We start from the raw sequence: 14,830 nt of genomic DNA, 5'->3' as shown, positions 1-14,830 counted from the left end.
TATGGTTTTGGTTAATGCTTCCCTTCACCTATCAGGATAAGGGCAAAAACAGCATAGTTCACAATGTCTACATAATTGGCATCGATACCTTCGCTGATCAGTGTTTTTCCATCGTTGTTGAGTATCTGCCTGATGCGCATGAGTTTCATGAGAATGAGGTCGGCAAAGCTTTCCTGGCTCATCTCCCTCCAGGCTTCTCCGTAATCGTGGTTTTTATCCTGCATGGTATGGCGGGCCATATCTACAGCCTGGGCATATAGTTTTTCTACCCGCTCCAGGGGTAATTCTTCCACCATGGCATCGTTCAGTTCCAGTTGTATCAACCCAATGACCGCATAGTTCACGATGCCCATGAATTCAGATGGGATATCATCCTGTACTTTCTGCGTTTCCAATTCCTGCAGGTTGCGTATGCGCAGCGCTTTGATGAAGATCTGGTCAACCACGGAAATGGTGCGCAATACACGCCAGGCCGTGCCATAATCTTTTGTCTTCTTGAGAAAAATATCCCTGCACTGTGCGATGGCCTGGTTGAATTGCTGGTCGGTCTGGCTCATTATCGGAACAAAGGTTAAAGGCTTTGAATATCTTTGATGCGGATGCAATATAAATCAATAGACAGAATGTTCACACTTAACTGCAAGGGAAGGCTGCTGGCGCTCGACAAACCTGTTGTCATGGGTATCATCAACAGCACACCCGATTCATTTTACAGCGGCAGCAGGCAACAGACCATTGATGGTGCCTTGAAACAAGCCGCGCTGATGCTGGAAGAAGGCGCTGTCATACTCGACATTGGCGGTCAGAGTACAAGACCCGGCGGTGAGCAGTTGGGAGCGGCAGCAGAATTGCAACGGGTAGCACCGGTTATAGAAGCGATAGCCAAAGCATTTCCGCAGGCTTATATTTCTATTGACACTTATTACGCCGGTGTGGCACAGGGTGCCATTGAAGCCGGCGCCTGCATGGTGAACGATATCAGCGGTGGCAGTTTCGATGCCGCTATGTTACCTGCCGTAGCCGCGCTCAAAGTACCTTATGTATGCATGCACCTGGAAGGAACACCGCAGACCATGCACCAAAAAGCAGATTATCCTTTATTAATGCAGTACCTGCTCGATCATTTCATTCAACGCATTGCGAACTGTCGCGATGCAGGCATTACCGATGTGATCATTGATCCGGGTTTTGGCTTCAGCAAAACCACTGCGCAGAATTTTCAACTGGTGAAAGAGCTGGGGCTTTTGAAAATGCTGCAATGTCCTTTGTTGTTGGGTGTATCACGGAAGTCCACCATTTATCGCACGCTGGGTATTACACCCGAAGAATCCCTGAATGGCACTACGGTTCTCAATACTATTGGACTGCTCAATGGCGCCAATATATTGAGGGTGCATGATGTAAAAGAAGCTGTGCAGGCAATAGAGCTGGTGGAGAAAATATCTGATACAACACTCGGTAGCCCGAGCGTTTATTAATCGTCATCCCGAGCGTAGCCGAGGGATCTGCCCGAACCATCAGGCAGCTCCTTCGACTCGCTATCGCTCGCTCAGGATGACGATTAATTGTTTTTATTTCTTAGGCTGCACCCCAGCGGCATTCGGTGCCGGAGCAGGCGCAACGGCAGCAGGCGCTGGTGCGGGTTTGGCAACATTTGTTACTTCCACATCGAACACCAGGTTATCCCAGGGTCTGATGGCCGGGGGCATACCTCTCTCGCCATAAGCCAGCATACAGGGGATAAACAGCTTTCCTTTACCACCTTTGGCAAACAGGCGCAGGCCTTCGTCCATTCCGGGGATCATGCCGGGTGAACCAATGATTACCTGGAGCGGATCTTTGTGAAGACTGGCCGCTTCGTTATTGGAATCAAAAGACTTGCGTTTTGCATCGGTAAAATATCCTTTGTACATCACAGAAGCCTGGTAACCTGAATCTGCTTTTTGTCCGTCACCCGCACGCTGTATTTCTACCAGTACACCGGAAGCTGTTTTTTGGGTTTTGATGCCTTGTTTGGTGGTATAGTCAGCCAACTCTTTCACTTCCCTTTCTTTTTCTGCCTCTACTTCCTGCTTGTGGTCGGCGATCATCGCTTCCTGGTTGGGGAATGTTTTGATGATCTCTATGCGGCCATTGATCATATCTCCGCTATGAAAATCAGGGCTGTTGGGATCGATCATCTGCATTTTTTTCAGGGTATCGATGCTCAGTGCAAATTCAGCTTTATCGCCCGGCGCCATTTTGGTAATGAACTCCGTGAAATTGTATTTACCCAGGCGGGCTGTATCGATCACGAAATAAGCCGGAACGTGACCAAATGAAACATTCAGTAGGGTATCTTTCGGAGAAAGTTTGTATTCAACATGGAATTTCACAAACTGTCCCTGTTTCAGGGTTTCTTTGCTGCCTCCTTTTGTGATCTTGTATTTCATACCGGAAGGCGCTTTCTGGTATTGGCTACAGCCGGCCAGCAATACAATTGCCAGCAACAGGGTGGTTGTTGTTCTCATCATGGTTGTTATTGTAATTGTTGTTGATAAGTTTTTATGATCGTTTTAAATTTTTGTACGGTTGCCTCCAGGCTTTCGCTGCTTCTTCCACCGGCTGCGTTCTGATGGCCGCCTCCCTCAAAATGTTGCCTGGCAAAAAGGTTCACATCAAAATTCCCCTTGCTCCTGAAGCTCCATTTCCGTTCTTCATCGCGATCGATGACCAGGGCACCGAGCCGCATACCCTGTATTGTTAGCAAATAATTGACCAAACCCTCCGTATCGCCCGTTTTGATGTCGAATCGCTGCAGATCCTGGCGGGTAATATACATCAAAGCCGTATTGTATTCGTACAATATTTCCATCCTGTTCAGGAGTGCATAACCAATAAAGCGCAGCCTTCCTTCCAGGAAATTATCGTAAATCATCTCATGTACATGGGTATGATTGAGGCCCAATTCTTTCAGGTGTGCCGCCATACGGTGCACAGCCGCAGTGGTTGACGGAAAACGGAAAGAGCCGGTATCGGTCATCAGTCCCGTATACAGGCATTCGGCTATGTTGAGGTCTAATTTAGCGGCATGGCCCGATGCCACGATGAAATCATACACCATTTCACAGGTAGAGCTTTTGGATGTATCACTGATGCCATAGGCAAACGCCTCTTCCTGAGGTTGTTGGTGATGATCGATCAATATTTTGGTACAGGTGGCTTCGGTGAGCGGTTGCTCCATGTTTTTGGTGCGATGCAGGATGTTAAAATCCAGGCAAAAAATAATTTCGGCTGACTGGATCATGTTTTTTGCCTTGTCGCGATAGCGTTCAAAATCAATGACCCGGTCCACACCCGGCATCCAATCGAGAAAATTAGCCCAGTTCGTGGGTGATATCACCACTGCTTCATGCCCCATTGCAGTGAGAAAGTGGTACAGTCCTAATGCAGACCCCATAGCGTCTCCATCGGGTTTCTGGTGCATGGTAATGACCACTTTGGCAGGGGTATTCAATCGGGGGTAAAACAGGTCTATTGCTTGCATAGAGTCGCGGCAAAATTGCAGTTTCCGGCTTATTCTATCAAATCAATTTAGGGGACTTTAACAAAAAACAGGCCGCAATACCCTATTAAAAGGGATGAATGCTTAGCTTTGCGGCCGAAATTTTATCAGTATATATGAGCAACAGAACATTTACCATGATCAAACCCGATGCTACTGCTAAAGGGCATACAGGGGCTATTCTCGACCAGATCATCAAAGCTGGTTTCAGTATAAAAGCTATGAAATGGACTCGCCTTACTACAGAACAGGCCGGTCTTTTTTATGATATTCACCGCGAGCGTCCTTTTTTCGGTGAACTGGTTGATTTCATGAGCAGTGGTCCGATCGTAGCGGCCATCCTTGAAAAAGACAATGCAGTGGCTGATTTCAGGAAACTTATCGGTGCTACCAATCCTGCCCAGGCAGAAGAAGGCACTATCCGTAAGCAATTTGCCGCTTCTGTAGGAGAAAATGCGGTGCACGGCAGCGACAGTGATGAAAATGCAGTTATTGAAGGTGATTTCTTTTTCTCCAAGCTGGAACGTTTCTAAATCATTGTTTTAATAAATAGTTCAAAGGCCGTTCAATCTAATCGTTGACGGCCTTTTTCATATTCGTGCAGCTCCTTCGACTCGCTTCGCTCGCTCAGGATGACGCATAAATGAGCAATTTTGAAATATCTTGCATTTCCTGAATACCATATTATGTTCGAATTCCATAAAGACAGAAAAAGATATTTTGATATACAGGTATGGAATACCGAGAAATATGTCATTCCCTTTATTGAACAAACATTTCCCATCAGCCCCGGTATGCGTGTACTGGAGATCGGTTGTGGGGAGGGAGGCGTGCTCAAAGCGTTCGTCAACAAAGGATGTACAGGCGTGGGCGTAGAGTTAGAGAAAGGCCGTATCGACAACGGCACTATTTGGCTGGCTGATGATATTGCTGCCGGCAGAATAAGATTTGTAGCCAAAGACATTTACCAGGTAGATGTAGAAACAGAATTGGGCGGCAGTTTCGACCTCATTGTGTTGAAAGATGTTATTGAACATATACACGATCAACCCAGATTGATCGCCTGGATGAAACATTTTCTCACAGAACAAGGCGCTATTTTCTTCGGTTTCCCGCCCTGGCAAATGCCTTTTGGCGGACACCAGCAATTGTGCAGGAATAAATGGTTGTCGAAACTCCCCTACTATCACTTATTGCCCCTCCCGGCTTACAAAGCGATTTTACAACATTATAAAGAACCTGTTGCCGATCTGCTGGAGATCAGGGACACACGCATTTCTATTGAAAGGTTTGAGCGCATAGCGAAGCAAACAGGCTACGAGATCGATCATCGTTTGCATTATCTCATCAACCCTATTTACGAATGGAAATTCGGATGGCATGCGAAAGCGCAGCTGCCTGTTTTGCGCAATATCCCTTATATCCGCAACTACTTCACCACTTGTGTGTATTACCTCATTAAACCGCTTCACGCATGAAAAAGCGATTGGTGGTGTTGACGGGCGCGGGCATCAGCGCAGAAAGCGGACTGAAAACTTTCCGCGACAGCGATGGTTTATGGGAAGGATATGATATATACGAAGTGGCTTCTCCGCGCGGATGGCAGCAGTCGCCACAGGTTGTACTCGATTTTTACAATATGCGCCGCAGGGATGTAGCCCTTGCCCAGCCCAATGCTGCACATAAAACACTGGCAGCGCTGGAACAGGATTTCGACGTGCACATCATCACACAGAATATCGACGACCTGCATGAACGGGCGGGCAGTAGGCAGGTATTACATTTACATGGCGAGATATTCAAAATGCGCAGTGTGCTGGATGAAAACATGACGTATCCCATCAGTGAGGATATCCGTTTGGGAGACAAAGCGCCCGACGGCGGGCAGCTCAGGCCTCATATCGTTTGGTTCGAGGAACCTGTTCCTATGATAGAAGCGGCTATACAAGTGGCGCGGACAGCAGAACTCTTTGCAGTCATCGGCACTTCATTGGTGGTATATCCCGCGGCGGGACTTGTCAATTATGTGCCTTATGGCGTGCCCAAATTCATTGTTGACAAACAGATCCCTTCTTCCCCATCGTTATACAATCTAACTCCTATCGAAGCTCCTGCATCGGAAGGAGTACAATTGTTAAAAAACAAGCTGGCGGCGTATCTTTAGAATTTTGCTAACATCGGCTGTTATAATCTTGCACAAATTTCATTGCATGAGGGTTGGTTTACTTTTTGTTTCCTGGTTTATTGCACTTTCCGCTACTGCGCAACTGAGTGAACAGTACCTGGAACTCAAAACTTTTACCGGCAAGCAAACCAATTTACCAACCGATAGCAGCGCGGCGCTTTATCCATATTATCACAAAGAACTGCACTACCTCTATCCGTTGTATAAAGCTTTCCAAAAAGAAAAAACGATTCTTGCGGCAACGGATGCTGCTACTTATTACGACCAGCTTTCACAGGCGCTCGCTTTTGCAGGTGACTATGCAAGCGTTTTGCAATTGAGCAAACTGGGGCACGATCCCGTGAGCGACTCGGCTATAAGTTTTACCAGTAAACAAACGGAAACAATCAAGTCCATTCAATACGCTGACGCCAGACAGTATATTCTGAAAAAGGCGGCTACCAGTCGCGTTGTAATGATTAACGAAGCACACGACAAGCCCCTTCACAGGGCTTTCACCGCCTCTTTACTGGAAGGCCTGTACCAAGAGGGATTCCGCTACCTGGCCATGGAAACCCTGAACACGAATCGCAACACGCCACTTACCCGGTTGAATATGTACACCGGTCATTATACCTGCGAGCCAATGGGTGGAGAATTGGTGCGGAAAGCCCTGGAAATCGGTTACAAACTGGTGGCTTATGAAGATTCCCTGGCGTACAAACACGGCCCCAACCAACGTGAATACATACAGGCATCTAACATCAATGCGATCCTGAAAAAAGACAGTACTGCTAAAATATTGGTGCATGCCGGTTACGGACATATATCGAAAATTGCTACGGAAAACTATATTCCCATGGCCGCTTATTTCAGCGTGATCTCTGGCATCGATCCGCTGACGATCGACCAGACGTCGCTGTGTGAAGGCAGTACGTCGAATGACAAAGCCAGTTTTTATGAAACATGGCTCAAGCTGCGTCCGGTTGCTGCTCCTGTGGTTCCTTTGCAAAGTGATACAGCATTAGACCCTTTCGGATATAAGTTGTACGATGTTTATGTGATCCATCCGGCAACAAAATTTCATAACGGCCGCCCGCAATGGGCCAATATGGATGGATGGAAAAAAGAACTGCCCGTGCCTCCGGCGTTTCAATCGCTCTTCTTTGTACAGGCTTATTATGCCAATGAATACAATGATAAAACCGCCGGCCTGGTAGTGCCTGCCGATCAAACTTATATCAATGCACCAAACGGTTATTACTACCTCTACCTACGCAAAAGCCGGTATAAAATAGTTTTCCGCGATAAATTATATGCAGTGTTGGGAGTAAAAGAAATTGAAGTGAAATAATGCCTTCATTATTCTATGTGGTTTAATTTTTGGACAGGGAGGATTTTAGAAAATCAATTTCTTGTCGTGGAAGAAAAAAACCTTTGATGCAATTAGGGTTTCTGATAGAAAGCTGGATATGCGTTTTTTCAGCAATGCCTGCTCCGGTATATGCAGGACCGCCTTCAGTAAATACACCTCTTGCCGAATCGAATATTCTATATTCACTATACCCTTTCAATTGTATGTCTGCAGCGACCCAGTTGGTAATTTGATCATGCATAAATTCGATCACCTTGCAGTCCAGTTCTCGAAGGATTTTATCTTTATACTGGTCTGTTTTACTATCCTTATTCTGTGGTAGCTCTTCCCTTAACTTCTTATAAATTTGAGATAGTTTCGAATGATGCATTTTAATCATTGATATGAACCTCGAATCTGTAAGATCAAAACAATAACCTAAATCCAATACTGCCCCAATGACAGCGGGCGTGCGAATTTCGCCTCTACTTTTCTTATTCTTCGCCCATTCAAACGCTCTATCGATATTGTTCTCCCAGAAATACATACCATGTCCCAGCCAGTCATACGGCTTTTCACTCCTTTTAATAAAGTCAGGATTGGTCAAAAGCGCATCACAAGTATCGGCTTCGCATCCGTGAAAAGCAATAACCAGCCCGGGCCTCGAATTATACATGGTTACTTTTTAACCTGCTGTCTCATATACCTACCGATATTTCGGTATGGTTTAGTATAATTACCTTTCTTCGTCAGAATACCAGCAGAAACAAGGGAAGCAAGCGCTTGTTCCTTTGTAAATTTTTTAGCTAGAGCCAGCTCTTTTTTAGCCCGGTCTATTAACCTTTTAATATCTTGATCAGTCATACTACAAATTTACTGCAAGCGCCTTGCAAAAAAACAGGAGTTTGTACGTGATTTTTGAACAATCAATCAGATCAGGAATAAACAATTGAAAAAACGTATTCAATCGGACATCAGCTATGCAAGCCGAAATAAGAAAGGGTTATCCATACCACCACAAAGAAAAAAGCAGCAATTGCGTCGTTGGTCAATGATTTGAACGGTTTCTTTCTGATAAAAAATTGGTAGAAAATCCACAGCACCATTAAAATAACAGGACCGAAAAAACGCAGCGTCCATAGTGTATAAGGAATAGACATATACTTTCTATTTTCCTTGAAGTGTTTCGCTACTATAAAGTTACAACTTATTATTTAAAAAAGATATACCCGATGAATACCGCTGCAATTACTCCTATCAGATCAGCCAGCATACCGGCCCAGATGGCATAACGTACCTTCTTGATGCCCACGCTACCGAAATACAGCGCAACAATGTAAAAAGTGGTATCGGCACTGCCCTGGAAAGTGGAAGCCAGTTGGCCAATGAAACTATCCGGTCCATGCGTTTTGAAAATATCCAGCATCAGTCCCCTGGCACCGCCTCCACTGAACGGTCGCATGATGGCAACCGGCAGGGCCGGCACAAAATCGCCCCGCATACCGCTGGCCGTAAAGCACCAGGTAATAGCGTTGATGATCGCATCCAAAGCGCCACTGTCGCGGAATACACGAATGCCTACCAGCAACCCTACCAGGTATGGAATGACTTTGAGTACCACATCCCAGCCTTGTTTGGCCCCATCAATAAATGCTTCGAACACATTGATCTTTTTCACCCAGCCACCAATAAGGAAAGAAGCCACAATGAGAAACAATATCAGGTTACCCAGCACATTGGTGAATGTTTCTTTGGCAAAAAGCGTGGGGCTGCCCGCAGCGGCTTTTGAAGGCAATCCATCTATAAACCATGCAAATAATAATACACTGGCAATGATACCACCCAACCACAATAGCAATACCTTATCCATACGGATGCGCTGGTAGGCAATGGTAATGATGATGCTGGCCATCGTTGCAACAGTGGTAGCTACCATCAGGGGCACGAATACACTGGTTGGATTGATACTGCCCGCCCCGGCGCGATAGGCAATGATCGACAAAGGAATGAGGGTGAGCCCGCTCGTGTGCAGCACCAGGAACATGATCTGTGCATTGCTGGCCGTGTCTTTGGCAGGATTCAGTTCCTGCAGGCTGTTCATGGCTTTCAGTCCGAATGGAGTGGCTGCATTATCCAAACCCAGCATATTGGCGCTGAAATTCATCACCATTTGTCCCATGGCCGGGTGCTTTTCTGGTACTTCGGGGAACAAACGCTTCATAAAAGGATTGAGCAAACGTGCCAGGAAATTAACGGCGCCAGCTTTTTCTCCTATATTCATTAGTCCCATGAAAAACATCATGGCGCCGGCCAGCGGAAGGCCTATTTCCATCACGGAAGACTTGGAGGCATCGAATATTCCCTCCACCAGTTTTTTGAATATTTCATAATCCTGGAAAACGATCAGTTTCACTAAAGCGATCGCCAGTCCGATCAGGAAGAAAAATATCCAAACATAGTTTAATGCCATAGCCTGCAATTAATGAGGTGAAAATAAGGAATGGGGCTATATTTGCGGCTCAAATTTTGAAGAAATATGGCTTTACAAGCAGGAATCGTGGGACTACCCAATGTAGGAAAATCGACTTTGTTCAATGCCGTGAGTAACAGCGCCAAGGCGCAGGCAAGCAATTACAGGTTCTGTACCATTGAACCCAATGTTGGATTGGTAGACGTGCCCGATGAACGCCTGAGCAAGCTGGCCGAACTGGTAATACCCAATCGTACCGTGCCTACCCAGATGGAGATCGTAGACATTGCCGGCCTCGTAAAAGGCGCCAGTAAAGGCGAAGGTTTGGGTAATAAATTCCTGGGCAATATCCGTGAAGTGGATGCCATCATTCATGTGATCCGCTGTTTTGAAGACGAGAACGTATTGCGCGAAGAAGGTGCCATCAACCCTTTGAGCGATAAAGAGATCATTGATACAGAACTACAGCTGAAAGACCTGGAGAGCGTGGAAAAGAAAATGCAGCGCGTAGAAAAAATGGCCCGCGTGGGTACCGATGCCAAAGCAAAAGCCGAATTCGAAGTGCTGACCCGTTGTAAAGAACACCTGGAAAAAGGAAAAGGTGTTTTCTCGTTGGGATTGAGTAAAGAAGAAAAAACAGCCGTAGCCGATCTTTTCCTGCTCACCGATAAACCCGTGTTGTATGTAGCCAATGTTGACGAAGCATCCATGCATACCGGCAATAAATTCTCCCAGTTGTTGATCGACGGGGTGAAAGATGAAGGTGCCGAAGTGATTGTAATGTGTAACAATATTGAAGCGCAGATCGCCGAAATGGAATCTCCGGATGATAAGCAGATGTTTATGGAAGAATACAAGATGACCGAGCCGGCCCTGAACCGCCTCATCCGCTCTGCGTACAAACTGCTCAACCTCGATACTTATTTCACAGCCGGTGTACAGGAAGTACGGGCCTGGACCATTCACAAAGGATGGAAAGCGCCGCAGGCTGCCGGTGTGATCCACACTGATTTTGAAAAAGGTTTCATCAAGGCTGAAGTGATCGCCTATGATGATTTTGTTAAATTCGGAAGCGAAGCCGCAGCACGTGACAACGGCAGGTTGCGCATAGAAGGAAAAGAGTATCTTGTCAAAGATGGCGACATTATGCACTTCCGATTTAATGTGTAAATTGAAATCATGAAAAAGATCTTTCTTGCATTTATTGCTACTGCCTTACTAGCAGGCTGTCATGATACGAATAAAAGCGAAGACGCATCGATTCCTGCCATTCCTCCTCCGGCAGTGATCAATTACAGCCTGGTAAAAGTGTATCCGCATGATACCAGTTCTTATACGCAGGGACTGATCTGGCAGAACAATACCATGTACGAAGGAACCGGCTGGCGTGGCGTTAGCAAGCTGCGCACTGTAGATATCAATACGGGTAAACCCATCAAACAGATATCACTGCCCGATACCGTTTTTGGTGAAGGCATCGCTATATTAAACAACAAGATATACCAACTTACCTATCAAGAACACAAAGTATATGTTTACGACCTATCCAGTTTCAAAAAACTGCAGGAATTTGAGTGGCCTTATGAAGGATGGGGACTCACCACAAATGGTAAACAGCTAATTATTTCAACCGGTGATAGCAACCTGTATTTCGTGAACCCTGAAAACTTCCACATCGAAAGAACTGTTGGCGTAAATGATAATAATGGGTATGTACCCAACCTGAATGAGTTGGAATATGTTAATGGTAATATCTATGCCAATGTTTACGAAACCGACTATATCATCAAGATCAACCCTGAAACAGGCCATGTAGATGGCAAGGTCGATATGTCGAACTTATTACAAAAAGCAGGCGCCACTTACGATCCCCGCCAGGTAGACTCCGGTTATGTTTTAAATGGCATTGCTTATGATGCCGCCAAGAACAGCTTTTATATTACCGGTAAAAGATGGCCCATTCTCTGTGAGGTGAAGTTCAATTAAACACTCCCGGTTTTCGAAAAAACATAGATCACCGAACTGCATTTTTTTGCGTTAGAAAGTGCTTTGACATTCGACCAAATGCCTGTGCGCAGTGCACCGGGGAGGTTGGATTTTCCATTCTTGTATTGTTCGCTGAGCATCGATACATACAGGCTGTCGAACCACATTGGTAAAGTTGTTTCCAGCCTGAAGCCCTTTTGTTGTCCGAGTAATTCCATCCCCGCAGGAGAAAAATGATACAGGTGCCTGGGCACATCGTAAGCCGCCCAATACTGTTGGTACACTGTAGCATCGTAACTGGTATAATTAGGTACGGCGATGATGAGTTTGCCGCCGGGCTTCAATATGCGCGAGAATGTTTGCAGGTACCCGTGCAGGTCGTGCACATGTTCCAGCACATGCCAGAGGCTGATCGCATCGTAACGGGCATCGGGCAGGGTATACAATGTTTCCGGAGGTTGGAGTTCCAGTCCGTATTTCGTTTTGGCCCGCTGCCTTGCCGTTTCATCGGGCTCCAGCGCCGTTACCTCCCAGCCTGCTTCGCGCATCGCATCTGTAAAAGCGCCGATGCCGGCGCCCACATCCAACAATAACCCTTTTTCTTTACCCGTTACGCGCTGTATCAATTTCCTTTTGCTGTGCAACGTGTAATTACGCACCAGGTGGTAAAGACGGTTGATAAGTCCTTTATTGGTATCTGAATGGGAAATGTAGGCGGCGGACTGGTAATAGGGACCAATAGATGCAGCATCGGGCACCAGTTGCGTAAACCGGTTAGCGCATCCGTCGCAATGCCATACTTCGAAGAGTTCTTTGCTCACCGTATGGTCTCTTACACCCAATACAGGTTGTATTGCAGCACTCTGACAAAAAGGGCAAAGGGTATGGTTGATAAAATTTTTGTCGCTCATGATCATCTGAAAATAGATCGAACCGGATGCAAAGAAAAGAGATTATGCGTAGTAAAAAAGAATGATTCCTATACCGATCAATAACAAGATAGCGGCATAGAGCCACCATCTATTATTTGAAGCTGGTTCGGCTTCTGTATATTCATCGTTGGTATCTGTTTCGTTGGTTTTGAGTGCATGTGGCATGGATGCTGTATGCTCAAAAATAATGCCATCCGGCAGTGATACCGGTGGCAATAATTCATGCGGACTGGCAACGGCGCGGAATTCAGTTGTTCCGTCTTCCCGTATAAAAAGATGGCCCACTTCCTTCAATTCGACTCCTGATTCACTGGCTGCTTTGGTTTTCAGCTCTTCGGTATAGTCTCTGAAACGGTTAATGGCATCTACTTCATCCGTATCCATTTCCCATGCAAGAAAATCATAGAACTGTTTATCGGCCTGCACCGCCTGTTGTCTAAAACTGATCACGGGAACCGGCGCCTGTATCAGCTTGCCGCCTTCCTCCATTCGGGCAGACTTATTTTCAATAAGGAAGCGGCCCAGGCCCGGGATATCTAACCGGCGATGCAATACCAGGTATTTATACAGGTGTTCGTCCATCTTGCTTTTTTACCTGAACGAATATACAACTCCTCCCAACACGTTCAGTCCCAATACCTGGTATTGGTTCCATCGCTGGTATTTGTTGTTGAGGAGATTATTCACCTGGAACCACAGGTTGAGCTTGGGCATCACTGCAAATTCTATTCCCAGGTTGAGGTCGGCAGCGGGATCCAGCTTCATGGCCTGCATCGATTTGCTGCGGTAATAAGGTCCGTCCCACAGGAATGCATCTGCTTTTACCTGCAGGTCTTTCAGCACTTTCCATTTCAGGGTGCCCGTCACTTCAAAGGGCAATTGTCCCCATGCTTCCTGGTTCACTACCAGGGAAGAGAATTTTTGGAAAGTAGCGCCGGCCAGGAAGGAGAATTTCTCCTGTACATTATACCCTACTTCTCCATGCAATTTCATCAGTTGCATACTGGGTTCATACAGTACATTGAATGTTTTTCCATCGAGCAGGTCGTTCACAAAAAGCGGTTGGTTATTGAGCTTGATGAACGACACGCGTCCTTTGTATGTGAAATGATTTCCCGCCGAACCTTTGATGCCGGCATAGGTTTCTATCGCTTTGGTATTCTGCAGGTCTGTAAGCGCTGCTAACCAGGGGTTGAATCCTGCGAGGGAATAGTAAGTATTCTTGTTATAATAACCCGTCCACCCTCCTTCCACCACCAGGGCATTCTCCTTGATCCTCGCTTCTGCCGTGATATTGGGCAGGGTTGAAAAGTTCTGGTTGTCCCATGAAGGTTGGATACCCAGGTAGAGTTTGAAATTGGGGGTGTTGAATTGTAAAGTCGGACTTACATAATAAAGGTTGTTCTTCAATGTACGCTGGTTCGGCGTGGAAGGGAAGAAAGTGGCTTTGGAAATATCAGCCGTGAGTCCCAGGTCAAACGCATAGATCTTTGCAAAACCCTTATTGATGTTTGCTTTGGCCAGCAACGCGTATTCTTTATTATCACGGTTATCGGCAAAATAGCGCAACTGCACCTGCGGATGGTAAGTAATATTAAAATCGTTGCGGGCCTTGTTCTGCAATCCCACTTCTATTCCTGCTGTATTGAAGCGGTTCAGCAAGCTGTCTTTTTTATAATTCAACGAAGCCGGCTCGTAACCGTAAAAATAGCGCGTGGTGTTTTCATAAAAGGCTTTGGTGGTCCATTCGTTATTATGATTGGTATTCAAAATAGAGATCACATTCATACCGAATTTCGAATATTGCTGCGCAGGCAGGTTACCCTTGGTGGTCAAATAATTGGCGCGCAGGTTGGTGATGGATTTTTTGCCATCTCCAAAAGAGAAAGCGCCTTCGGCCAATCCCGTAGTATAATTGCCGATACCTGCTTTTATGTAATGATCATTCACCCATGCCAAGCCACTATCCTGCGGCAGCGCCAGCGGTTTGATGGGTACGGGCTGGTAAGAGAACAGAAGGTTCTGTGCAGGGATATTATACAGCACAGGTACACGTGATGAGTCTATCACCGGGGAAGCAGCGGTAAAATTCACTTTGGCTGCATTCTTCAATGAAGGCTTGAATGCAGATGTCACTGTTACTACCCGCGGCGAGGTCGTATCTCCCAATCCTTCGCGATTCAGTTTTACCGGAGTACTGGATTCGGCCGCACTGAAAACGGCCGTCTTTTTCCTCGCAGGCGTAGCAGCCGTGTGTGACTTTTTTGCTTTCGCGGACGCTTTTTTATGCGCCGTTGTCTGGACTTTTTTCTTACCCTTCTTTTTATGCTGGGCCTGTACCGTTGCCGTTGTCAACGATACAAGCAAAAGAAAGCAACAT

The 14,830-nt window shown here is 46.2% G+C and carries 17 protein-coding genes; 7 read left to right on the top strand and 10 right to left on the bottom strand.

What is annotated here, in order from left to right; genetic code table 11:
* Window positions 1-11: 11 nt before the first annotated feature.
* Entirely contained in the window at window positions 12-557 is a 546-nt protein-coding gene (locus SEDOR53_RS0112445) for a DUF1599 domain-containing protein (RefSeq protein WP_157576807.1), read from the bottom strand.
* Between the two features lie 66 nt (window positions 558-623).
* Here SEDOR53_RS0112445 and folP point away from each other — a divergent pair, with 66 nt between their 5' ends.
* A complete protein-coding gene (gene folP, locus SEDOR53_RS0112440) occupies window positions 624-1,478 on the top strand; it encodes a dihydropteroate synthase (protein ID WP_026770019.1) in 855 nt (284 codons plus the stop codon).
* A gap of 93 nt (window positions 1,479-1,571) precedes the next feature.
* On the opposite strand, the gene SEDOR53_RS0112435 is transcribed toward folP, so the two are convergent.
* Together SEDOR53_RS0112435 and SEDOR53_RS0112430 are read right to left on the bottom strand one after the other, a co-directional pair.
* Complete coding sequence (locus SEDOR53_RS0112435) at window positions 1,572-2,513, bottom strand: FKBP-type peptidyl-prolyl cis-trans isomerase (protein WP_037361216.1); 942 nt, start codon at window positions 2,511-2,513, stop codon at window positions 1,572-1,574.
* Between the two features lie 5 nt (window positions 2,514-2,518).
* Window positions 2,519-3,526: a bifunctional oligoribonuclease/PAP phosphatase NrnA gene (locus SEDOR53_RS0112430; protein WP_026770017.1), complete on the bottom strand. Its 1,008-nt coding sequence runs from the start codon at window positions 3,524-3,526 to the stop codon at window positions 2,519-2,521.
* Window positions 3,527-3,660: 134 nt separating this feature from the next.
* On the opposite strand from SEDOR53_RS0112430, the gene SEDOR53_RS0112425 reads away from it, so the two are divergent.
* The 4 genes from SEDOR53_RS0112425 (at window position 3,661) to SEDOR53_RS18605 (ending at window position 7,062) form a co-directional block, all read left to right on the top strand.
* Window positions 3,661-4,077: a nucleoside-diphosphate kinase gene (locus tag SEDOR53_RS0112425; RefSeq protein WP_026770016.1), complete on the top strand. Its 417-nt coding sequence runs from the start codon at window positions 3,661-3,663 to the stop codon at window positions 4,075-4,077.
* A gap of 120 nt (window positions 4,078-4,197) precedes the next feature.
* Window positions 4,198-5,022 (top strand): bifunctional 2-polyprenyl-6-hydroxyphenol methylase/3-demethylubiquinol 3-O-methyltransferase UbiG, encoded by an 825-nt coding sequence (locus SEDOR53_RS0112420; RefSeq protein ID WP_232214773.1) that lies wholly within the window; start codon window positions 4,198-4,200, stop codon window positions 5,020-5,022.
* Entirely contained in the window at window positions 5,019-5,708 is a 690-nt protein-coding gene (locus SEDOR53_RS0112415; protein ID WP_026770014.1) for a Sir2 family NAD-dependent protein deacetylase, read from the top strand. The genes SEDOR53_RS0112420 and SEDOR53_RS0112415 overlap by 4 nt, the downstream gene beginning before the upstream one ends.
* A 46-nt stretch (window positions 5,709-5,754) precedes the next feature.
* Window positions 5,755-7,062 carry a hypothetical protein gene (locus SEDOR53_RS18605; RefSeq protein ID WP_026770013.1) on the top strand — a complete coding sequence of 436 codons (1,308 nt, stop codon included), beginning with the start codon at window positions 5,755-5,757 and terminating at the stop codon, window positions 7,060-7,062.
* Window positions 7,063-7,084: 22 nt separating this feature from the next.
* On the opposite strand, the gene SEDOR53_RS0112405 is transcribed toward SEDOR53_RS18605, so the two are convergent.
* From SEDOR53_RS0112405 to SEDOR53_RS0112390, 4 genes are all read right to left on the bottom strand, one after another.
* The gene (locus tag SEDOR53_RS0112405; RefSeq protein ID WP_026770012.1) at window positions 7,085-7,738 is read right to left on the bottom strand and encodes a hypothetical protein; all 654 of its coding nucleotides are present in this window, start codon (window positions 7,736-7,738) and stop codon (window positions 7,085-7,087) included.
* Between the two features lie 2 nt (window positions 7,739-7,740).
* Entirely contained in the window at window positions 7,741-7,926 is a 186-nt protein-coding gene (locus SEDOR53_RS0112400; RefSeq protein WP_026770011.1) for a hypothetical protein, read from the bottom strand.
* Window positions 7,927-8,036: 110 nt separating this feature from the next.
* Window positions 8,037-8,222 carry a hypothetical protein gene (locus SEDOR53_RS17895; protein WP_037361213.1) on the bottom strand — a complete coding sequence of 62 codons (186 nt, stop codon included), beginning with the start codon at window positions 8,220-8,222 and terminating at the stop codon, window positions 8,037-8,039.
* 50 nt (window positions 8,223-8,272) lie between these two features.
* On the bottom strand, window positions 8,273-9,532 hold the full coding sequence (locus SEDOR53_RS0112390) for a nucleoside recognition domain-containing protein (RefSeq protein WP_026770010.1): 1,260 nt from the start codon (window positions 9,530-9,532) through the stop codon (window positions 8,273-8,275).
* A gap of 66 nt (window positions 9,533-9,598) precedes the next feature.
* On the opposite strand from SEDOR53_RS0112390, the gene ychF reads away from it, so the two are divergent.
* Window positions 9,599-10,702, top strand: coding sequence for a redox-regulated ATPase YchF (gene ychF, locus SEDOR53_RS0112385; RefSeq protein WP_026770009.1), 1,104 nt, complete (start codon window positions 9,599-9,601; stop codon window positions 10,700-10,702).
* Between the two features lie 9 nt (window positions 10,703-10,711).
* Window positions 10,712-11,518, top strand: coding sequence for a glutaminyl-peptide cyclotransferase (locus tag SEDOR53_RS0112380; protein ID WP_051416625.1), 807 nt, complete (start codon window positions 10,712-10,714; stop codon window positions 11,516-11,518).
* On the opposite strand, the gene SEDOR53_RS0112375 is transcribed toward SEDOR53_RS0112380, so the two are convergent.
* Genes SEDOR53_RS0112375 through SEDOR53_RS0112365 form a run of 3 tightly spaced genes read right to left on the bottom strand, consistent with a single transcriptional unit; the run spans window position 11,515 to window position 14,817 of the window.
* Entirely contained in the window at window positions 11,515-12,429 is a 915-nt protein-coding gene (locus SEDOR53_RS0112375) for a class I SAM-dependent methyltransferase (protein ID WP_026770007.1), read from the bottom strand. The genes SEDOR53_RS0112380 and SEDOR53_RS0112375 overlap by 4 nt on opposite strands.
* A gap of 42 nt (window positions 12,430-12,471) precedes the next feature.
* Window positions 12,472-13,032: a hypothetical protein gene (locus tag SEDOR53_RS0112370; protein WP_026770006.1), complete on the bottom strand. Its 561-nt coding sequence runs from the start codon at window positions 13,030-13,032 to the stop codon at window positions 12,472-12,474.
* Between the two features lie 9 nt (window positions 13,033-13,041).
* The gene (locus tag SEDOR53_RS0112365) at window positions 13,042-14,817 is read right to left on the bottom strand and encodes a hypothetical protein (protein WP_157576805.1); all 1,776 of its coding nucleotides are present in this window, start codon (window positions 14,815-14,817) and stop codon (window positions 13,042-13,044) included.
* Between the last annotated feature and the right edge of the window lie 13 nt (window positions 14,818-14,830).

The sequence above is a fragment of the Asinibacterium sp. OR53 genome (assembly GCF_000515315.1).
Classification (GTDB): Bacteria; Bacteroidota; Bacteroidia; order Chitinophagales; family Chitinophagaceae; genus Sediminibacterium.
Note: the sequence above shows the minus strand (reverse complement) of the source record. Positions and strands in the feature narration are given on the sequence as shown.